Annotated in this window: 16 protein-coding genes and 4 pseudogenes; 15 read left to right on the forward strand and 5 right to left on the reverse strand. The window is 60.3% G+C overall.

All coding sequences use genetic code 11. The features are described 5' to 3' along the window. Nucleotides 1-40 precede the first annotated feature (40 nt). From ASD52_RS18815 to ASD52_RS40120, 4 genes and pseudogenes are all read left to right on the forward strand, one after another. Nucleotides 41-1,582 (forward strand): sugar ABC transporter ATP-binding protein, encoded by a 1,542-nt coding sequence (locus ASD52_RS18815; RefSeq protein ID WP_057213363.1) that lies wholly within the window; start codon nt 41-43, stop codon nt 1,580-1,582. Further along, the gene (locus ASD52_RS18820; protein ID WP_025430850.1) at nt 1,579-2,559 is read left to right on the forward strand and encodes an ABC transporter permease; all 981 of its coding nucleotides are present in this window, start codon (nt 1,579-1,581) and stop codon (nt 2,557-2,559) included. Before ASD52_RS18815 ends, ASD52_RS18820 begins: the two co-directional genes overlap by 4 nt. Beyond that, nucleotides 2,556-3,542 (forward strand): ABC transporter permease, encoded by a 987-nt coding sequence (locus ASD52_RS18825; RefSeq protein WP_057213370.1) that lies wholly within the window; start codon nt 2,556-2,558, stop codon nt 3,540-3,542. The genes ASD52_RS18820 and ASD52_RS18825 overlap by 4 nt, the downstream gene beginning before the upstream one ends. A gap of 318 nt (nt 3,543-3,860) precedes the next feature. Beyond that, a pseudogene (locus ASD52_RS40120) lies at nt 3,861-4,053 on the forward strand (hypothetical protein); the annotation flags it as partial. 42 nt (nt 4,054-4,095) lie between these two features. Here the strand turns inward: ASD52_RS40120 and ASD52_RS18835 are convergent. Next, nucleotides 4,096-4,983, reverse strand: coding sequence for a LysR substrate-binding domain-containing protein (locus tag ASD52_RS18835; protein ID WP_057210137.1), 888 nt, complete (start codon nt 4,981-4,983; stop codon nt 4,096-4,098). A gap of 111 nt (nt 4,984-5,094) precedes the next feature. Here ASD52_RS18835 and ASD52_RS18840 point away from each other — a divergent pair, with 111 nt between their 5' ends. From ASD52_RS18840 to ASD52_RS18860, 5 genes are read left to right on the forward strand one after another with little or no spacing between them, the layout of a single operon-like run. Further along, complete coding sequence (locus ASD52_RS18840) at nt 5,095-6,291, forward strand: PLP-dependent aspartate aminotransferase family protein (protein WP_057225215.1); 1,197 nt, start codon at nt 5,095-5,097, stop codon at nt 6,289-6,291. Between the two features lie 45 nt (nt 6,292-6,336). Continuing rightward, the gene (locus ASD52_RS18845; protein ID WP_057210138.1) at nt 6,337-7,362 is read left to right on the forward strand and encodes an amino acid ABC transporter substrate-binding protein; all 1,026 of its coding nucleotides are present in this window, start codon (nt 6,337-6,339) and stop codon (nt 7,360-7,362) included. 14 nt (nt 7,363-7,376) lie between these two features. After that, nucleotides 7,377-8,501 carry an ABC transporter permease subunit gene (locus ASD52_RS18850; protein WP_057225170.1) on the forward strand — a complete coding sequence of 375 codons (1,125 nt, stop codon included), beginning with the start codon at nt 7,377-7,379 and terminating at the stop codon, nt 8,499-8,501. Next, nucleotides 8,498-9,607: an amino acid ABC transporter permease gene (locus tag ASD52_RS18855; RefSeq protein WP_057225172.1), complete on the forward strand. Its 1,110-nt coding sequence runs from the start codon at nt 8,498-8,500 to the stop codon at nt 9,605-9,607. The genes ASD52_RS18850 and ASD52_RS18855 overlap by 4 nt, the downstream gene beginning before the upstream one ends. Continuing rightward, entirely contained in the window at nt 9,607-10,368 is a 762-nt protein-coding gene (locus ASD52_RS18860) for an amino acid ABC transporter ATP-binding protein (protein ID WP_057225174.1), read from the forward strand. The genes ASD52_RS18855 and ASD52_RS18860 overlap by 1 nt, the downstream gene beginning before the upstream one ends. A gap of 443 nt (nt 10,369-10,811) precedes the next feature. On the opposite strand, the gene ASD52_RS18865 is transcribed toward ASD52_RS18860, so the two are convergent. Next, nucleotides 10,812-11,783, reverse strand: a complete 972-nt coding sequence (locus tag ASD52_RS18865) for an MBL fold metallo-hydrolase (protein ID WP_057210142.1) — start codon at nt 11,781-11,783, stop codon at nt 10,812-10,814. Between the two features lie 137 nt (nt 11,784-11,920). On the opposite strand from ASD52_RS18865, the gene ASD52_RS18870 reads away from it, so the two are divergent. Together ASD52_RS18870 and ASD52_RS18875 are read left to right on the forward strand one after the other, a co-directional pair. Continuing rightward, entirely contained in the window at nt 11,921-12,817 is an 897-nt protein-coding gene (locus tag ASD52_RS18870) for a LysR family transcriptional regulator (RefSeq protein WP_057225176.1), read from the forward strand. Between the two features lie 306 nt (nt 12,818-13,123). Then, complete coding sequence (locus tag ASD52_RS18875; RefSeq protein ID WP_057225217.1) at nt 13,124-13,858, forward strand: phosphotransferase; 735 nt, start codon at nt 13,124-13,126, stop codon at nt 13,856-13,858. A 188-nt stretch (nt 13,859-14,046) separates the two neighbouring features. Here the strand turns inward: ASD52_RS18875 and ASD52_RS18880 are convergent. Beyond that, nucleotides 14,047-14,594 (reverse strand): annotated as a pseudogene (locus ASD52_RS18880) (tyrosine-type recombinase/integrase). A gap of 185 nt (nt 14,595-14,779) precedes the next feature. Here ASD52_RS18880 and ASD52_RS18885 point away from each other — a divergent pair. The 3 genes and pseudogenes from ASD52_RS18885 to ASD52_RS18895 all read left to right on the forward strand — a co-directional run bounded on the left by ASD52_RS18885 (nt 14,780) and on the right by ASD52_RS18895 (nt 17,489). After that, the gene (locus ASD52_RS18885; RefSeq protein WP_057225178.1) at nt 14,780-16,486 is read left to right on the forward strand and encodes an adenylate/guanylate cyclase domain-containing protein; all 1,707 of its coding nucleotides are present in this window, start codon (nt 14,780-14,782) and stop codon (nt 16,484-16,486) included. A gap of 116 nt (nt 16,487-16,602) precedes the next feature. Further along, nucleotides 16,603-16,919 (forward strand): annotated as a pseudogene (locus tag ASD52_RS18890) (restriction endonuclease); the annotation flags it as partial. A 333-nt stretch (nt 16,920-17,252) separates the two neighbouring features. After that, the gene (locus ASD52_RS18895) at nt 17,253-17,489 is read left to right on the forward strand and encodes a hypothetical protein (RefSeq protein ID WP_107027993.1); all 237 of its coding nucleotides are present in this window, start codon (nt 17,253-17,255) and stop codon (nt 17,487-17,489) included. 513 nt (nt 17,490-18,002) lie between these two features. Here the strand turns inward: ASD52_RS18895 and ASD52_RS18900 are convergent. Both ASD52_RS18900 and ASD52_RS18905 read right to left on the reverse strand, forming a co-directional pair. Beyond that, nucleotides 18,003-18,522: pseudogene (locus ASD52_RS18900) on the reverse strand (alpha/beta hydrolase); the annotation flags it as partial. 4 nt (nt 18,523-18,526) lie between these two features. Continuing rightward, nucleotides 18,527-19,177 (reverse strand): hydrolase, encoded by a 651-nt coding sequence (locus ASD52_RS18905; protein WP_057210146.1) that lies wholly within the window; start codon nt 19,175-19,177, stop codon nt 18,527-18,529. Nucleotides 19,178-19,331: 154 nt separating this feature from the next. On the opposite strand from ASD52_RS18905, the gene ASD52_RS18910 reads away from it, so the two are divergent. Next, complete coding sequence (locus ASD52_RS18910) at nt 19,332-20,225, forward strand: LysR family transcriptional regulator (RefSeq protein WP_057225180.1); 894 nt, start codon at nt 19,332-19,334, stop codon at nt 20,223-20,225. The last annotated feature ends 400 nt before the right edge of the window (nt 20,226-20,625 follow it).

A 20,625-nucleotide genomic window follows, 5' to 3' on the forward strand; every position in this document is an offset into this window, starting at 1 on the left:
TGCGGTGCCCGTCGTCCGTAACGGTTTCCCGGAGAGCGCAATGGAAAATGGCGGACCGCTCTTTTGCATGGAGGGGATATCGAAGCGCTATGGTGGGGTTCGCGCGCTTGAAAATGCCGCGCTGTCGGTCAGGGCAGGGGCCATCCACGCCGTACTCGGCGAGAACGGCGCCGGAAAGTCGACGCTCATCAAGATCATGGCCGGCGTCGTGGCTGCGGACGAGGGCCAGATGACGCTCGATGGACAGCCGGTGAAATTCGCTTCGCCGGCTGCCGCCAACGCCGCCGGGATCGTCTGCGTTTTCCAGGAGTTGTCGTTGATCCCAGAACTCAGCGTTGCCGACAATATCGTCATTTCCAATCCGCCGACGCGGTTCGGCATGATCGACCGCAAGGCCCAGAGGCGCCTGGCAGAGGAGGCGCTGGCGCGCGCCGGTGCCGTCGACATCCATCCTCTGGCTCTGGTCAAGGATCTGCCGCTGTCGCGCAAGCAGATCGTCGAGATTGCCAAGGCGCTAGCCCGCAAGCCGCGCATCCTCATCCTCGACGAGGCGACATCGGCGCTGACTGCGGCCGACGTTTCGAAGGTTTTTGCAGTGCTGAAGCGATTGCGTGCGGAAGGGCTGGCGCTTGTCTACATCTCGCATCGAATGAACGAGATTGCGGAACTTGCGGACGACTGCACGGTGTTTCGCAACGGCAGCAAGGTCGCGAGCTACGCGGCGGGCTCCAAGAGTGACGGCGAAGTCATCGAGATGATGATCGGCCGTGAGTATCACAGCGTCTACCCTCCTAAACCGGGCCGGCTTGCACAAACTGCGCCAGTGCTTGAAACACGAAATCTGTCCTGGGCGGACCGGCTCCACGACATCTCGTTTTCGCTCCGCTCGGGCGAAATCGTCGGTCTTGGCGGGTTGGACGGGCAGGGGCAGCGTGATCTCCTTCTAGCGCTGTTCGGGGTCCTGCGCGGGCTGCGCGGCACGGTCCTCGTCGACGGCAGCCCGATCAGCATCAGCAGCCCCGCGCAGGCGCGCCGGCACGGTATCGGCATGGCGCTCATCCCGGAGGACCGTAAGACCGAGGGGCTGATGCTGCCGATGACGGTGCGCGACAATCTCTCGCTTGCGTCGCTCGACCGGCTGACGCGCGGCGGGATCATCGACAGCGCGAAAGAGGAGAGCGCCATCAATCAGATGATGACGCTGCTCGCCATCAAGGCGGGGAATATTGATGCGCCCGTTGGAGCACTTTCGGGCGGCAACCAGCAGAAGGTCGTCATCGCGAAATGGCTGATGCGGCAGCCACGCATCGTCCTCCTCAACGATCCGACACGCGGCATCGACGTTGGAACCAAGCAGGAGATCTATCTGCTCTTGCGGCGCCTTGCTGACGCGGGCGCGGGCATCCTGTTCTATTCGACCGACTATGCCGAGCTCATCGGCTGCTGCGACCGGGTCCTCGTGCTTTATGACGGGGCGGTGAAGCGGGAACTGGTGGGAGCTGAGATAACGGAGCGCGCCCTGATCGCGAGCGCGCTTAACATCCCGTCCGCGGAACCATTCCATCAGGAGCCCGCGCAATGAACGACTGGCAGTATCGACTGGCCGAGCACCGGGGCACGCTGACTGCGGTTGCGATCTTCGTGGTGATGTTCATCATCTACACGGCGAACCATCCGGCTGGTTTCACAGCCAACGTTATTCAGACGGCTGCCAACAAGGGGGTGCTGCTCGCCTTTGTCGCGATGGCCCAAACCATGGTGGTGATAACCGCGGGCATTGACCTCTCCGTGGGCATGATCTTCCTTCTCACCAACTGCCTGGCCTCATGGTTGGTTGTGGGCTCGCCGCTCGAAACGACCTTCGGCGTCGTTATCGTCCTGGCCGTCGGGGCTGTGTGCGGCGCGATCAATGGAGCCATCGTCATATATGGGCGGCTGCAGCCGATCGTGGCGACGATTGCGACGGGGGCGATCTATTTCGGTGTCGCCCTGTTGCTGCGACCTTTTCCGGGAGGTTCCGTTAACGAGGGTCTGGCGGACGCCCTGACGGGACGGATATTCGGAGTCGTCCCGGCGAGCCTCGCGGCACTCGCGGCGGTGGTTGTGCTGATATGGGTGCCCTTCAGCCGGTCGGTCTATGGCCGGGCCGCCTATGCTGTCGGTTCATCCGAAACGGCGGCCTACATGTCTGGCATGCCGATCCGGCGCGGCAAGCTGCTTGCCTATACGCTTTCGGGCCTGGTGGCCGCCCTCGGCGGGCTGTTTCTTACTTTTTTCACGTATACCGGTGACGCGGCTTTCGCCAGCGGTAACGCCTACACGCTGTTCTCGATTGCCGCAGTGGTGCTGGGGGGCGTTTCGCTGTTCGGCGGCAAGGGCAGCGCCATCGGTGCCGTCTTTGGTGCGCTGGCGTTCCGCACGATCGGCGACCTTTTGTTCGTTTTCGATCTCGACCCGCTCTGGCAACCGCTTTTCCAGGGACTGATCCTGCTTGCGGCCATCAGCCTCGGCGCTCTGGCCCTTTTCCGGGTGCGCAATAGATTGGAGTGGTTCCTGTGAGCGAGACGGCGATGACGCACGTAAACGGACGCAAGCCGAACTTCCTGCGCAAACTCGATCCGGCGGTGGTCACCGCGTTCGGCTGCATCCTGCTGCTGCTTGTCCTTGGCAGCTTCTATTCGCGCAGTTTCCTGTCACCGGAGTATCTGCTGCAGCAATTGAAGGTGGCATCCTTCCTCGGCATCATCGCCACCGGCATGATGCTTGTCATCCTGCTCGGGCAGATCGACCTTTCCGTACCGTGGACCGTTGCAACGGGCGCCATGATGGCCTGCGCGGCTGCCGCCTACGGTCCGGTCGGCACTGCTCTTGCCATCCCTTTCGGAATCCTTTGCGGGATCGGCATCGGGCTCGTCAACGGCGTCGGGGTGGCATATCTGCGCATACCCTCGATGATCGTGACGCTGGCGACGAATGCCGTCGCTCAAGGGGTGATGGTGGTCTACACAGGCGGGTTCTCGCCGCAGGATTCCGCCACCGCGGCCATGCGCTATCTCTCCACCGGCGCCTTGATCCCCGGCATCCCGAATGTCGTCTTCATCTGGGGGCTGGTCGGCACGGCGATGGTCTTCCTGCTGCGCCGGACGGGCTTCGGGCGGGCCGTCTACGGCATAGGCAATCGCGAACGGGCGGCCTATCTTTCAGGGATCAATACCCGCCGCATCGTGATGACCGCCTTCGCCGCCTCGGGCGGGCTCTCAGCCTTCGGCGGCGTCCTGCTGGCAGGCTATGCTTCCAAGGCCTCGCAATCGATGGGCGATGCCTATCTGCTTCCTGCCATAGCGGCTGTTGTTCTTGGCGGAACCTCGATCCTGGGCGGCCGGGGATCCTATCTCGGCACTGTCGCCGGCGTAATCCTCATCACACTCCTGCAGTCAATCCTCTCCGTCACGCAGATGCCAGAGGCCGGGCGCCAGATCATCTACGGCGTGATGATCATACTCATGCTTCTGCTCTATGGTCGTGCGCCAGCCAGCCGTTAAGCTTGCTGAGAACAGAGGAAGCGCCACACGCATCCATCTGGCTTCTCGCCAGGACGGCAGTCGATCCGGCAATGGGCTCGAAAGGCCAACCCGCGGGTTGGATGATACATGGGCCGTCAAGGCCTATCGCCAGTCCTCACCTCGCTCTAGTTCGGATCGTACGGACCTGCCGTCCGCCAGGCGCTCGCGGCAGAAAAGTCACGGAAGGATCTACCCTCGGCGATCTGTCCTCGTGGGTCGTGCCGCAAACGATTGACACGCGCGACGACGGGTATCCGTTGGAAGAGCAACTGTGAAGGCCGCAGAAGGATGGAGGCGCTGTCGCTGGTCTCGGCCGGTCTTGGCATCGGCTGTGCGCCGGACGCTGGATCTACCCAACCGCAATTTGGACCTCAGGAAGGTGAGCGGTGTCGACTTCCGCATCGGGCCTGGGGTCGCCGGGAGCAAGGATGATCCGACAGCCGCTCGCGACGACATCCTCGATATCGCCCGGTCGTTGGTCAGGTCGGGTGAGGGATTGGTTCTGGTTCCTGACACTCTGCAGACAGCACATTCAATCCTGAAACACCGAGTGGCGCATGACTTCCTCTACGAAATCGGAAACGATACGAGAGGGTTGCCGATTGGGTGGCAAGAGTAGCAACGTCCTGAAATAGACCGCAGGCTCGAAGGGACGCAAGGAAAGGCCGCGACCCACATAGGGCTCGGCGGTCATGGGATTGACCATTCCAATTCCCATCCCAGCCTGGACCATTGCGCAGATCGTGGTCGAGTAGGGCGTCTCAAGAACCATCTTCGGCTTGATGTTTTCGTTGAAGAAAATTGTCTCTGCCGATCGCCGTGTCGTGTCTTCTGGCGACAGCGCTATGAACGCTTCGCCATCGATATCTTGGGGTCGAATGACGTCGGCTGACTCCAGCCGATGCCCTGAAGGCACGGCGATCGATACCCGATAGCGCGCAAAGGGGCGTACGTCGACGCCTGCAATATCGATCTCATCTGCCGCAAGCCCGACATCGAACTGACCGCTCGCAACGAGGTCTTTCACCACGGAAGACATCTGTGCCTGGAACGTAATTGCGACGTTCGGGTGTTTTTTTTGGAAACCGCTCAACGCGCGTGGCAGCACGTTGGTGCTCAGAGCCGAAAGGCTGGCCACCCGGATTTCACCGGATCCGAAATCGCGGATACGGGCCGCTGCACTCTTGAGGTGGACCAGGCCTGAGAACGAGCCTTCCACCTCTCGGAAGAACATCTGTCCTTCGGAGGTGGGAAACATCCTGCCTTTCTCCCGGCGAAAAAGAGCAAAACCTATATCGCGCTCGAGCTCCTGGATCGCCTTGCTGACCGCAGGCTGCGAGATGCGAAGCACTTCGGCTGCGCGTGACGCGGTGCCGTTGGTCATCACTGCGTAAAAGACCTCGATCTGTCGGATGTTCATCGTACGCAACCTTATAACCAGGAAGAATAAGGTATCACCGTATTGATATTGGACGGAATGGGAATGCCCATGTTTAATCCGATCAAAGAAATCTCTCGGGAAGAAGGCAAGATGAAAGATCTCACCCAGTGCGTGATCACGCCGGACGTTGATATGGACGGTTTTGAAACGCTTGGCGCGGCGACCTATCGCGGCTCCACGATCGTGTTCAAGAACGCTGAAGCCTACAGGACGCGCGGCGAGCGGGGGCATCAGGGCTACACCTATGGTCTGTATGGCACACCCACGACGCGGACCCTGGAAGCAAAACTGACGGCGCTCGAGATGGGCGTGCGAACGTTCCTGGTCCCATCCGGGCAAGCTTCGAACTCGGTCGCCATGCTGTCGTTCTTGAGTACTGGCGATAGGATCCTGATTGCCGACAACTCTTATCCTCCGGTTCGCGACTTCGCCAACCGCGACCTCGCACGCTTCGGAATTGAGGTCGCCTACTATGATCCGGTGGCGATCGACGATCTCGAGCGGCAAATCGATGGCCGCACCAAGATTGTCTGGTGCGAGTCCCCTGGCTCCACGACGATGGAAATCCAGGACCTTCCGAGGATCGCGCAAATTGCCCATCGCCATGGCGCACTCGTCGGCTGCGACAATACCTGGGCAACGCCGCTCAACTACAAACCCCTCACGCTCGGCGCCGACATCGTCACCGAGGCCCTAACCAAATACGTCTCTGGCCACTCCGATGTGTTGATGGGCTCGATTACGGTGCGCGCAGAGGAGCACATCGTTCCCCTTCGCGCGACTCTCGGTCGCCTCGGCATCGGTGTTTCGCCCGATGATGCAACGCTTGTACTGCGAGGAATGGAAACACTTGGGGTGCGCCTCAGGCATGCCGCGGAAGGAGCTGCCGAGATCATTGCCCTGATTCAGCATCATCCCTTGGTCGAACAGGTACTTTACCCCTCGCTGGTGGATTTTCCGGGGCATGACATCTGGAAGCGTGACTTCCTCGGCGTGAGCGGGGTCTTCAGCGTGGTGCTGAAGCCTGAAGCGAGCAAACACGCTGCTGCGGCCCTCGACGTCCTGCGCACCTTTGCCATTGGTGCGTCATGGGGAGGAACGCGCAGCCTCATCGCACCCATGCCGGTCAAACAGAATCGTAGTGCCAGCCAATGGCATGGGGAGGATCTGGTTCTGAGGGTCAGCATCGGCTTGGAAGATCTGGATGACCTCAAAGCCGACATCGAAGCATTCCTCGCCGACATCGCCGAACGATCTGCGCCAGCGAAGGTCTCCAAGGCGAGCTGAAGACGTCTTCCAAAATTCTCACAACCAAAAAAATGGGGAACCAAAATGATACTGAAACTAATGAGCATGACCGCGATCTTCGTCTCTAGTCTAATCGTCGGGTCACCTTCGGCGTCCGCGCAAACGACACTTGCCAGCGTCAAGGCGCGCGGCTTTCTGAAATGCGCCGCGAGCCAAGGTACCGTTGGCTTCGGAGCTCCCGATGAAAAGGGTTATTGGCGCGGCCTTGACGTTGACACCTGCAGAGCGGTGGCGGTCGCAGTCTTCAACGACAAGGACAAGGTGGAGTTCGTGCCCCTGAGTGGCCAGCAACGGGTGCCTGCTCTGCAAACCGGCGAAATCGACATCCTTCCGCGGACGTTCACCTGGACTCTGCGCCGCGATGCGAATGGACTCAACTTCACGACTCCGAACTACTATGAGTTCACCGGCTTCATGATGCCGAAGTCGCTCGGGGTGACGAAAGTCGAGGAGATGGAGGGCGCCTCGGTGTGCGTCCAGACCGGATCGACGACAGAGGTCGTCGCAAACGACGTCTCGAAAGAGCACAATCTTGGGCTTACGCCGGTCGTGTTCGAAAACAGTTCCGCATTGAGCCAAGCCTTCTTCTCCGGCAGGTGTGACGCGCTTATTACCGATGCCGCAGCGCTCGCATCGATCAGAGCCACAAAGGCCGAAAATGCCGACGACTATGTAATCTTTCCCGCTACCAAGTTCATGGACGCGCTCACGCCGGCGGTTCGTCACGGCGACGACCAGTGGCTCGACATTGTCAATTGGTCGATCCAGGCCCTGATCACCGGTGAACAGCTTGGGATCACGCAGAAAAATGTCGCTGAGATGGAAAAGTCGGAAGATCCGCGCGTCAAACGCTTCCTCGGGGTCGAGCCCGGAAATGGCGCCGCAATCGGTCTCGACGAAAAGTTCGCCGGCAACATCATCGCGAAGCTGGGCAACTACGGGGAGATGTTCGATCGCAACCTCGGCAAGGACAGTCCGCTGAAGCTGGATCGCGGTGCCAACCGGCTCTTTAGCGATGGCGGGTTGATGTTCCCGTTGGCGTTCCAGTAACCTTGGAGGCTGGCATGTTCTCGACACTGTTGGACAATCGCCATGCTCGGAGCACCGCTCTCCAGGTCCTGTTGCTCGTGGGCTTTGCCAGTCTTCTTTACTGGCTGTGGTCGAATACCGCGAGCAACCTGGCTGAACGCGGCATTCGCGTAGGATTCGATTACCTGCATCGGCAGGCGAACTTCCCCATCTCGGAAGGCATTCTGCCCTACGATCCATCCGACACCTTCGGCTGGGCCTACCTCGTGGGCCTGGCAAACACAGCCGCTATCGCGGTCCTTGCCATCGTCGCCTCGACCATTTTTGGTCTCTTAATTGCCCTGGTTCGCCTGGCCAACAATCCGATCTCCTCCAAAATGGCCGTCGTTTTTGTCGGTGGTGTGCGCAACATGCCGCTGATCGTTCAACTGCTGTTCTGGTACGCACTCGCGACCACGCTTCTCCCGTCCCCGAGACTTGCGTTTAATCCAATCTCGGGCATCTACCTGTCGCTGCGCGGACTTTACCTCCCGTCGCTTTCTCTCGGACGGCACGGCGTCGCTTTGGTCCTCGCCTTCGCGGCAATCACGATGGTTCTCTGGTGTTTGATGAGGGGCCGTTCCCCGCTCGAGAGAAGAATCTCACTTGGCGGCGTTCTCGTGGCAGCGATCATATTCGGGACAATCGCCATAGAGCCCTCGGTCAGCTTTCCGGAACTCAAGGGTTTCAACTTCGTCGGCGGTATGCGGCTCTCGCCGGAATTTGCGGCGCTGATGGTCGGCCTCGTCATTTACACATCAGTCTTCATCAGCGAGGTAATCCGCGGTGGGATCGAGGCCGTCTCCCGCGGTCAATGGGAGGCCGGCCGAGCCTTGGGTTTGTCAGAGCGGCAGACGGTGTTCCGGATCATCATTCCCCAGGCGCTCCGCATCATCATCCCCCCGATGACCTCTCAGTACCTCTCGACCGTAAAAAACACGACGCTGGCACTCGCCGTTGGGTATCCGGAACTCGGCCTCGTGGTGGGGACCGTGATCAATCAGACGGGACAGGCCATCGAAAGCATCGCCATCCTGTTGGCCGTCTTCCTCACGATCAGCATCGCAGTATCGCTGTTCATGAATTGGTACAACACACATGTAGCATTGGTGACCCGATGACGAGCCTTGCGACAATGAACTACGCCATGGCTGCGACCGAGCTGATGGCGCCGCAGAAAGCACCGCCTGCCAAGCGCATGCCGATCCTGAAGCTTCTGTTTGGCGACATGATGAGCGCCCTCCTTTCACTCGGCGCGGTCGGGGTAATCGTTTCGCTGCTTCCGGCCTTCCGATGGGCCGTAACCGATGCCATCTGGGCGACCGATGATGCTTCCGCTTGCAGGTCGGGCGGAGCCTGCTGGGCGTTCATTGGCGCGAAACTTCGCTTCATCATGTTCGGTCTTTATCCACCCGATCAACAGTGGCGACCTGTCGTGGTGATGTCACTCATCCTTCTCATGATCCTCGTCTCGCTTACTCCTGCGCTCTGGGGAAGAAAGCTCGCACTGGCCTGGACAGGCGCCGTCTGTGCGATGCTTGCTCTCATGTGGGGTGGCTTTGCAGGGCTTCCGCACGTCTCCACCGCAAATTGGGGCGGGCTGCCAGTGACGCTTCTTCTTGCACTGCTGTCTCTCGGGCTTGGCTTTCCCTTTGCGATCTTCCTGGCATTGGGCCGCCGATCGACGCTGCCGATACCGCGCCTTCTTTCGATTGGCCTGATAGAAACGGTACGCGGACTTCCGTTAGTCGGTCTCCTGTTCGTCGCTTCGATCCTGCTGCCTCTGCTCCTACCTCCGGGCTTCGACATCGACAAGCTTGGCCGGACGCTCGCTGCCCTTACGATATTCTCCGCAGCCTATCTTGCGGAGGTCATCCGGGGAGGACTGCAGGCAATCCCGCCTGGGCAGATAGAAGCCGCCAAGGCGCTTGGGATCCCGCATTGGAAGGCGATCCAGCACATTGTTCTGCCGCAGGCGATCCAAAAGGTCATCCCGCCGTTGACCAATACCGCCATCGTCATGGTGAAAAACACCAGCCTCGTCATGATTGTCGGTGTGTTCGATATGCTAAGTGCGGGCCGCTCGGCGGCCATGGATCCGGTTTGGCCGGCTCCCTACACTGAGGCCTATCTGTTCGTCGGCCTGATCTACTTCGCGATCTGCGTCGGTATCTCCTATTACGCCCGTTGGCTCGAGATCCGGGTAAAGGCAAAGGATTATCGCTAATGTCTATCCATGAAGAGCGGGACGTCGATCAACCCGCGATCGTCATTCGAAACTTGGACAAGTGGTACGGAAACTACCATGTCCTGCGCAACGTAGACCTCTTTGTCAAGCCGCGCGAACGGATCGTGATCTGCGGTCCATCTGGGTCTGGAAAATCTACTCTTATCCGCTGCGTCAACCATCTTGAGGAGCATCAGCGGGGCGAAATCATCGTCAATGGTACCGCGCTCAACGAGAGTTTGAAGAACATCGACACGATCCGGCGCGATGTCGGAATGGTGTTCCAGCACTTCAACCTGTTTCCGCACTTGTCGGTCCTGGAAAATTGCGCACTCCCGCAGATACTGTCGCGCCGGACGCCCCGCAAGGATGCGGAAGAGCGCGCGATGCAGTTCCTGGAACGCGTGCGCATTCCGGAGCAGGTACGCAAATTTCCAGGTCAGCTCTCAGGTGGTCAGCAGCAACGCGTGGCAATCGCCCGCGCACTGTGCATGGCGCCCAAGGTAATGTTGTTCGACGAACCGACATCGGCGCTTGATCCGGAAATGGTCAAGGAGGTGCTCGACACGATGGTGTCTCTCGCCGAAGAAGGCATGACTATGATCGTGGTGACTCACGAAATGGGTTTCGCTCGGCGGGTGGCCAATCGAGTGGTGTTCATGGACCAGGGGATGATTGTCGAAAGCAACGTGCCGGATGCCTTCTTCGATGCGCCGGCAAACGAGAGGACGAGACGCTTCCTCCAACAGATTGTCCATTAACTTCCACGTCTGCTTACTGAAGCAGAGGCCCTTGTTGCGACGAGCGACGAGGGCAGGCGGGAGACACATAGAACGCGCTCGGCTTCAGACGTGATTTAAGATCGTGCGGCGAATTTCCTCGAAGCTCTTGATCCGCTCCATAGGGAATAAGTCCTTTCAGGCGGGCCCTCCGCATCGCTACGGAGCAGAGATTCCCACCGTTCCGCTCGACCAATATTATGCGGAATGTGTTATCGGCGGCCACTGGGTGGTTTCACGGTCAGTTGAAGTGACTTTCCGCACAAGACCGCGATCGTCGGTTCGATTCCGTTCAAGGCGAGGGATTGGAGACATCGGGCCTGGGCGGCATATTGCCTGTGCGGCCGCTACCGAGGGCGTCGTGGCGATACTGAGATATCTGCTGCTCATTCCGTTCCTAACCTTCTAGCCCGCCGGAGCTAACTTCAATCCTGCAAGGCCCAGTCCGCCACCTCCCAGCGCATCTGCCCACGGTCGGCGACGACACGGCCGAGCCCTGGGAAGGGCATGTGCGTGGCGGCAATCAGCGCGCCTTCCGAGGCTGCGCGGGGGAAAAAGCGGTCGCGCATCGCTTTGGCTGCTGCACGGTCCTGCTCGAACAGGAAGAACACATCGGTCGCTCCCGGATGCACGACCGGAAAGATCATGTCCGACACCATGATGAGGCTCTTCCCTTCATCTTCAACCCGCACGCCGATATGGCCGGGTGTATGACCGGTCAGGTCGACGATCGAGACACCGCGCACAATTTCACGCTCTCCGTCAATCGCCTGGAGTTTCGGGTAGAGGCGCACCACCTCCTGCGCCATCTTAAAGCTGGTCTGCAGATAATCGGGCGCGCCGCTGCGCTTGGCCGGGTCGGTCCAATGCTTGACGTCGCGACGATCGATGTAGAGCTCCGCCTTGGGGTAGTTGCTCTTGCCTCCGGCGATCAGACCGCCCATGTGGTCCTGATGCATATGCGTCACGATCACCGCGTCGATCTGGTCAAGCTGCAGGCCAAGCGCACCGAGCGCCTGCGGCAGTTTGCCGGTCTGCCCGATCGAGCCCGCTGCACCGGCATCGATCAGGATGCGGCGCTCGCCATCATCGATGAGATACTGGTTGAAGAGGAACCGCACCCCACTCGGCCGGGCGGTGAACTGAGCGACTGCCGCCTGCTCCACCTCGGCCGGGGCGCGTCCCGGAAAATAGTCGAAGGGCATATCGGCATACCCGTCTGTCAGTGCCGTCACCGTGAAGCGACCGATGCGGATCTGCGCCAGTGGCGTAATGCTGACCGGCGTTTTGGTGGTATTCTGCGCTGCGGCAAGGGCCGGTGCGCCACTGATCAGTCCTCCCCCGAGGAGGCCGAGAGGAAGAGCGCTGGCAAAGGCACGACGTGAGAGTTGAGGCATGACGTCTTTCTCCTGATCATTGGCAATACGGGGAGCCGGCCGGCGTCCCCTGGAACGCCACAAAAGCTAGGATGTCCGAAACCAATAGGGTATCCTGCCATTTCAGGAACTTTCCTCTCAATTTCCGGAAGGATACGATGGATCGGTTTGAAGCGATGTCGGTGCTGCTGGCGGTGGTGGACGCCGGCAGCCTCTCGGCTGGAGCGCGGCGATTGCATGCACCGCTCGCCACGGTCAGCCGCAGAGTCGCGGATCTGGAAAAGCACCTTGGCGTGCACCTGGTCCGGCGCACCCGCCGCGGCCTCACCTTGACGGATGAGGGCCGCAGCTTCGTCGCCGCGTCACGTCGTATTCTGGAGGAACTGGACGCGGCAGAACGGCAGGCCAGCGGCGACTATGGCGCGCTGCGTGGAGGGCTGCACGTGACCGCACCGATTGCCTTCGGCGAGCGCCATCTGCTGCCAATAGCTTTGGAGTTCCTGAAGGAGCAACCCGATATCAACCTGCGCCTGACCCTCGCCGATCGGCAGCTAAGTCTGGCAGATGAGCACGTCGATGTGGCCCTGCGGATCGGACACTTGGCGGACAGCGCGCTGATCGCAACGCGCGTCGGCGCCGTCCGACGGGTGATCTGCGCGAGCCCCGACTATCTTGCCCGCCGAGGCGTTCCGCGTCAGCCGGAAGACCTCAGCCAGCATGACGGCATAAGCTTTCAGGGCTTTGCGACCGCGCCGGAATGGCGCTACCGCCGGGACGGCGCGGCCTTTACCATCGAGCCGCGCCCCAAATTCGCGGTCAATACGACGGAGGCTGCCATTCAGGCTGCAATAGCCGGTATCGGCATTATCCGCGTGCTGTCTTACCAGATCTCCGATCAGTTGCGCTCCGGTGCTCTGCACGAATTGCTGACGGACTTTGCACCGGAACCGCTACCTGTGAACGTTATCCATGGACCAGTGGATCCTCTGCCGCTGAAGGTGCGGTGCTTCCTCGACTGGATCGTCCCAAGCCTACGCACGCAGCTGGCTTACTAGCGTCCCGCTCACGCGCACCACCGTTGATGGCAGTGGGGCGCACCGGTGCGAATGCTGCAAGATGCGGTTGTCCTTCCCTAAGCGCCTAACATGTCGTCTTCCCGGAAAGAGCCAAAGCTATCTCTAAGACTGAAATGGGGGCGCAATGCTACCGGGCCAATTCGGACGCTGGTGACCCGGGCTCGTTCGATCCGCGACTAGTGCGCACAAGCTTAACAGCGTTATCGTAGCCGAGCTGATCCACGTTGTCCCGTTCCTGCGCTTGGTTTAACCAGGTCTCAATCGGGTTGATCAAGGATGCTGCGAGTGGGATGGGAAGCATTAGAGCTGTGGGGGAAAGACGCGGTTCGCATAGAACGGCTCGCTGGCGGGGTTGCCAATGACGTCTGGAGCGTGCACATCCACGGGCAACTTGCAGTCGGTCGTCTGGGTACCAGGAGCAACGCTGATCTGGCGTGGGAGGTTGAACTCCTCCGGCACCTTGACAGTGAAGGTCTGAGCGTGCCGGTGCCGATCCCGGCGGAGGACGGCCGGGTATTCGCGGATGGCCTGATGGTTATGAAATACATGCATGGCGGACCACCCGAGACTGAGGGCGACTGGCGTCGCGTAGCCGAGACCCTGCGCGAACTGCATCGTTTGACGCAAGGCTGGCCGCAGCGCCCAGGGTGGCAATCCTCGACGGACCTCCTGCATGCCGAGACGGGGACGAGGATCGATCTTGCCGCGATGCCGCCAGATGGCGTCGCTCGATGCCGCGCGGCATGGGCACGGCTTATCGGACGTAAGACAAGCGTCGTCCACGGCAATCCCAACAACCCTGCCAACATCCGCATGACCACGGACCGCGTCGCACTGATCGACTGGGATGAGTCGCATATCGACGTCCCCGACCTTGACCTCGTCTTGCCCCATAATGCTGCCGATCTGGAAACCGGGGCGTATGACATCGCCGCGCAAGCATCGGCCGCATGGGAAGCCGCCGTCTGTTGGGATGACGAATACGCGAAACAGCGACTTGCCGAAGTTGGAGCGATCTAAGCGACGATCGCTCATGGCGCATTGATGCCGTCAAAGCTTGGCTTGATCGACATCTGCTTTCGGGAAGACGCCACCGCGGGCCCTACGACCGAAATGGGCGCGCGTAGTAGCCCGTTGCAACGTCTCGATTGTGGCATGTCAGTCCGCAAATGCGGCCACGCTAACAGCGGAGCCCACGCTTCTTAGATTTAGGTGTGCTCCGCCAATTCCAGCGCATCTTCGATGTCCACACCCAAATACCTGACGGTATTTTCGATCTTGGTATGGCCCAATAGGATTTGAATAGCGCGAAGATTGCCTGTCGCTTTGTAGATCATTGCGGCCTTCGTGCGCCGGAGCGAATGCGTGCCGTAGTCTTCGCATCGCAACCCGATCGCGGTCGCCCATTCATCTACCAATCGAGCGTACTGGCGAGTACACAGATGATCGGTATGGTCAACCCGACTGGGAAAGGCGTAGTCGTCTACTGTTCCGCCTCGCCGCTCAAGCCACGCAAGCAAACTTGCCCTCACGTCCGCCGTGATTTCGAACTGAACCGGACGGCCGGTCTTTTGCTGAACGACCATAGCGCGGGTTCGAATCTCTCGACCTGACTGTCGATTGCGAGATCAAACAGCGCGCGATCTCTCATACGCTCCTCCCGGTCTAGGAAGAAGCGGATTGCCCAAATCTGACGCTGTTTCAGAGGCTTCTTGACGCCGACCTTTCGGCCGACGTTCCATGCCGGTCGGCCCAAAGCGGCAGGATCCTCGCTTTCCGTGGATACTCATTTCCGTGTAGCCCACTTCGACGCCGTCAGTCACAAAGAAGGATGACGGCTCGATGGAGGTGGAGATCGCCTGGACATTACCTCTTGCCACTTGTTGACTCACCCGCGGTTGAACAATAACTTGCGAACTCGGTCGTTAGGCTTGTCCTCACATGACGGATCAATCTCTTCAGCGTCGCCTTGCTGCCATCGTCGTTGCCGATGTGGTGGGATATTCACGTCTGATGGAGGCTGATGAAGTCGCAACGCTGGCGAACCTCAGGGAACTCCGTTCTGGCGTTATCGAGCCGGCTGTGATGCGCCACAACGGTCGCATCTTCAAGGTCATGGGCGACGGTTTCTTAATCGAATTCGGTAGCGCGGTGGACGCTGTCGCAGCAGCGTTGGAAATGCAACGGGCCACCACTGCTGTTGAGGCTTCCGGAGACCGGCGCCTGCTTTTGCGTATAGGCGTCAATCTGGGAGATGTCATTGACGACGGTTCAGACGTCCTCGGCGACGGCGTCAATGTCGCGGCGCGCCTCGAGACGCAGGCCGCACCGGGAGGTATCTGCATTTCAGCCAAAGTTTACGGCGAGATCGTCGGCAAGATCGGCGACCGGTTCTTTGATGCAGGCGAACGCTACCTAAAGAACCTGACTCGCCCGGTCCACCTGTGGCATTGGCCGGATGCGCTGCAGAGCATATTGCCGCTGCCCGAATGTCCCTCGATCGCTGTATTGCCGTTCACGAATATGAGTGGGGATGAAGCGGACGCGCCTTTCGTCGACGGCTTGACCGAAGACCTGATCACCGACCTTTCCCGTACGGCTGGCCTGTTCGTCATCGCGCGCAATTCCGTGTACGGCTACAAGGGCAGGCCGGTCGACGTACGGCTGGTCGCCCAGGAACTCGGCGTCCGCTACGTCCTCGAGGGGAGCGCCAGACGCGCAATGGGCCGTGTGCGCATCAATGCCCAATTGATCGACGCGCTAGGCGGCCAGCACTTGTGGGCCGACCGGTTTGACAGGACCGTGGAAGATGTTTTCGAATTACAGGATGAAGTTAACGCCAAGATTGTTGAAGCCCTCGTCGGCCGGCTGACCATCCCGACGCAGCGCAATCGGCCGAAGAACTTTGAGGCGTACGATCTGTGTGTGCGCGCCCGCCTCCTGACGGAAGAGTCGCCGCAAACTGAGCGTGAGGCCTATATGCTGCTCCAACGCGCGGTTAAGCTTGAGCCATCATATGCCGAGGCGGTCGGTCTGCTCGCCTATAACCGTTGGCTCGCCTGGACTCATTTCGGCGAACCCGAAGATCCTAACCGTCGGATGGCGGCGACGTTTGCGCAGAAGGCGGTCGACCTAGATCCCAACGATGCCGGCTGCCGTTACGTTCTGGGGACCATTTTGGCTTATGAGCGGCGATGGGAGGAATCGGAGGCCGCCTTCGCCAAGGCCCTGGAGCTGGACCCCAACCACGCCGACACCTGGGCCGCCATGTCGGACATGTCCGTGCTGGACGGCAGGGTTGCCGACGGACTAGCGCAGATCGAAAAAGCTCTGCGGCTCAATCCCTATCCAACCTGCTGGTATCTATGTCATCTTGGGCAGGCGCAATACGCCGCGCGTGACTATGAGGCGGCAACCGCTACACTCCGCAGGAAAGACACGTATCGTACCAACTCACGCAAATTCCTGGCTGCTGCGCTTGCGCAGTTGGGCCAGCGTGAGGAGGCGCGGCGAGAAGCAGAATTGTTCCTGATTGCCCACCCTCATTTCACGATCGGCCATTGGCTCAGCTCCCAGCCGCTGCGCGATGCATCTGTACGAGACCATTTTGTCGACGGCTTCCGAAAGGCTGGCCTGCCGGAGATGTGACAGCGGGTGGGGACAATCCCGACGCGTTCGAGGACTTGATCAACGCATATGCGCTGCGCGACGGCGGTCTGGCGCCGGTCACGATCTCGGCATCAAGCTCGGCCTGTGTCTTGCGCCAGTTTCCGAGCCAAGATCTTGGACGGGTGCGTGGCCTGTAGGCGATTGGATCATCTACTACGAGCCGCGCAAGGTCGCCGCGACCCGCGGTTACTTTGGTGTTGCCAAGGTGACCGAGGTCATCCCGGACCCGAAGGCATCGGGCATGTATCTCGCAATCATCGAACCGGGTAGCTACCTCGACTTCATCAATCCGGTTGAATTCAGTGGAACCGAGGGTGAGGTCGAGAGTGGCGTTCTAAACGAAGAGGGCCGGATATCGGGCAGGGCACAGTCTGCGGTAAGGCCCATTTGGAGCGCGGACTTCAATCGCATCAATTATTCTCGCTCAGGTTAGCGGACCACCACCACCGAGCGAGGCCAAGTTGGGGACGTTGAGCGTCGACGGCCAACGGAAGGCGATGGGTTGGAACCTTCCGGTCCGCATGCGAAGACATATGGCACTGGACGCAGACCAGCGCGACCCGCCCCGGTTTGCGGTCACTGGCGCTGTCCCGAGGGAGGCGCCCGGGGCAGAGGGACCCCAACGGGCAATCCGATGCACTAACGGTGCTGAAGCGGCGCGACGGCCTTCGCCTTGACGTGGGCATTTTTCCCCAACATAGGATCAAGCAAGAAAACGTGGTAAGCGCCAGCCAAAGGGAAAATAATCGTGAGTGAGCCGACCGTAGCAGATGCAACAAACCGCATTTATGAATCGCTCCAGGCGGACAATGCCGACATCGATGTGCATATCGCGACCCTCAAGGAAGCGTTGGTGCGGGCAGGTTTGAAAGAGGCCGTGTTCGACCCTGCTAAGCTCATGCAAAATAATCGTTCTGGCAGGAAGTTTATGCAGGCCTACTTTCGCCAGCGCGGCGTGACGGTGAAGTTCTCGGCTTCGTGAAGCTTCCATTGACGCCAGACAGGTCGCATTTGGACGGCCGGATCACCTTCAATGGCCTGACACCCAAGTTTTGACCCCGCCGCCGTTCCGGGCGGGCTGCCCAAACAATTGGGTAGCGATCGGCCATAAATCAGTCATTCCAGCCCGGCCAAGTTCATATCGTGCCGAATGAACGTGTAACAGAGGGAAATGGTAAAAAACTGGGTCATTGGTTCTGATCCCATCAAGGCGAGGGACGCACCCGGTCGGGGCGATATGTTGCCGGCTTCCGGCCGACTAAGTCGGGTGGAGTGCATTCGCGTTACTGCCTTTGCTCTGAACGCCGAGGAAGCGTCAGGAGCGTAGTCTTGGCCAGCGTGACCCCTGCGTCTCAATTGGGGCCGATGGCAGACCGTCTAGTTTCGGTCCCAGTAATAAGATTAGCTGACAAACGCGCAGCGAGGCCACTATGAGCGCAGCGCTTCTGTCGTGCGAGATGGAGTTCTTGTGCTCTACCGACGCACGCACAACCTTTTAAGCATCGACTCGAACTACGGGACGGGGCCGGGAGCCGCGCCCCCAGCCCCTGCTGTTCTTGCTGAACTCCAGAAGGTCGGCGTTCAGCACATCAGCGTTCACTGTCAGCATCCCGTGCGAGACACCGGGATAGGTCTTCAACGAACCGTTCGGCGGCGATCGGAACGACCGGGTCGTGCTCACCGTGCCGCACCAGCGTCGGCACGGTGATCGCCTTGAGGTCATCGGTCTGGTCGGTTTCCGAGAAGGCCTTGATGCCATCGTAGTGCGCCTTGGCGCTCCCATCATGCCCTGCCGCCACCAGTTCTGGAGCACGCCTTCATGGACCGCCGCGCCCTCGCGGTTGAAGCCGTAGAACGGGCCTGACGGGACGTCGCGGAAGGAGACTATGAACGGTTGCAGGCCAGTGCCGTCCGGAAGCCGTCGAAGACCTCCATGGGCGGCCTTCGGGCTTGTCGTCGGTCTTCAGCATCAGCGGCGGAATGGCGGCGACGAGGACGGCTTTGGCCACCCGGCCCGGGTCAGCCTTCGCTCGGCACCGGCGTGTTGAGAAGCTGCTGCTCCCAAAGATACGCGATGCCGCTGCCGCCGAAGTGCTGGATGAGAATCTCGGTCAGCTCCTCGACATGCTCGGTGCGCGCCCAATCGCGTTGCCATTCGCCAGCGAGCGCCATCACGGTCATCACGTTCGCGCCGGCCGCGATCATTCGCTGGATGGCGACTTCGTGAGACTCCTTCGAAATCCCGCCCGACGCGTCGGTGATCACGGTGACGTCCCAGCCTTCGCCGGCGGCGTGGATCACAGGCATGGCAACGCAGACCTCGGTCCACAGTCCGGCGATGATCAGTTGCTTGCGGCCGGTCGCCTTGACGACGTTCACCACATTCTCGTCCTGCCAGGTGTTCACCCAGGTGCGATCGATGACTTCCTGTCCAGGGAACACGTCGGTGATCTGCTTAAAGAGAAGGCCACCGCGCGCCGCGATCACGCTGGTGAGAATGGTCGGAACATTGAAGGCTCTTGCCAGCTTCGCCAGCGCGGTCGTGTTGTTGACCACCATATGCGGATCGTGGCTGTTCAGGTTCGCGAGTTGATAAGGTTGGTGATCGATCAGAACGAGGACGGAATCTTCGGGACGAAGAAGCGAATCGAGGCCGTTACGAGGGGGCATCAAGACTTCCTTTCTCTGCCGCTATGGACGGCGATGGGTTCACGGGAGACATGCGCCAGCGGGTGACGTTGCCTGGACGCAATTTGCTGTTCCTTTTGGTGGTGCGGTAGTGCCATAGTCGGGCAAGCTGTGTCGCGAAATAAGGAACGCCGGAATGGACATCGAAGACCTACAGACATTCGTCGCAGTGGCCGATGCCGGGGGCGTATCGGCCGCCGCGCGCCGGCTTGGCGTCTCCAAATCGATCGTCAGCCGGCGACTCTTCCGGGTCGAAGCGGAGCTTGGCGTCCAGCTTCTTGCACGAACGACCCGCGGCGCCGCGCTCACGGAAGCGGGAATCACGTTCAGGGACCATGCGGCCAGAGCCAGCGCCGAGATCGACACCGCCAAGGAAACGATCCTCCCCACGGGTGAGTTGCGCGGCCGCCTGAGGGTTGCCATGCCGCTTACGTTCGGCCCGACCCACTTCGCCCCCGTGCTTGCGGACATGGCGCGCCAGCACCCGCAGCTTCACATCCATACCTCCTACAGCGATCGCTTCGTCGATCTCATCGCAGAGGGTTTTGATTGCGCGATTCGGGGTGCCTACCTCCAAGACTCAAACCTGATCGCGAAGCGCGTTGGGCCGATCCATGGCAAGCTTGTCGCCAGCCCGGATTACATCAAAGCGCACGGGTCACCTGAGACCCTGGACGAACTCGTCACCCATCAGGCCCTCATGCAGGGAACGGAACCCTGGCAGTTCATGGATGGCGACAAGGTCGTCACGGTTCAGCCGCAGGGCAGGTTCAAGGCCGACAGCGCCACGGCGCTTGCCGCTGCGGCGGCGGCAGGTCTCGGCATCGCCTGGCTCCCCGATTGCATCACATATGGATATGTGGCCTCCGGCGCTCTGGTCCCGATCATGACACGCTATCCGGTCCCTCCGGGGGCGGCGTATGTCGTCCGCCCGCCGGGTCAGCATCCCACGCGGAAAGTGCGTGTGCTTACCGAAATGCTGACCGAGTACTTCAAACGGAACCCGGACGTTTGGGGTCTCGACCGTTAAAACACGGGGCGAAGCCTTATCAATGAATTGCGTTCGACGGTCGCTCTACTGCTAGCCACCGAGCGTGACGACATTGCCCACACGTTCCACTTACTGACCCAGCTTTCGCTGGGCTCCGGAGCCTGGGGCTGCCTTGGTTGATTATGCAATGGTTGACTGGCTGTTTTCGGGGCGAAGCCCAATCGACCTCAACGATTAGCGTGGGCGCGCAAAGCGGCCATCCGCTATGCCGCTAGCGACAGTCAAAAGCGATCAGGAATCCCGTTCAGGCTTTGCGGCGGAAAGGCAGAAAAGGGCCAGCGGATCTGTTCTCACAAGCCCTGTGCGCCACGCCGATGCCCACGCCCAGGAGGTTCAATAGAAACTGGGTAGATGTAACCCAGACGACAGACGCGGACTG

It is taken from the genome of Ensifer sp. Root142 (genome assembly GCF_001426785.1).
In the GTDB taxonomy this organism is placed as follows: Bacteria; Pseudomonadota; Alphaproteobacteria; order Rhizobiales; family Rhizobiaceae; genus Ensifer; species Ensifer canadensis.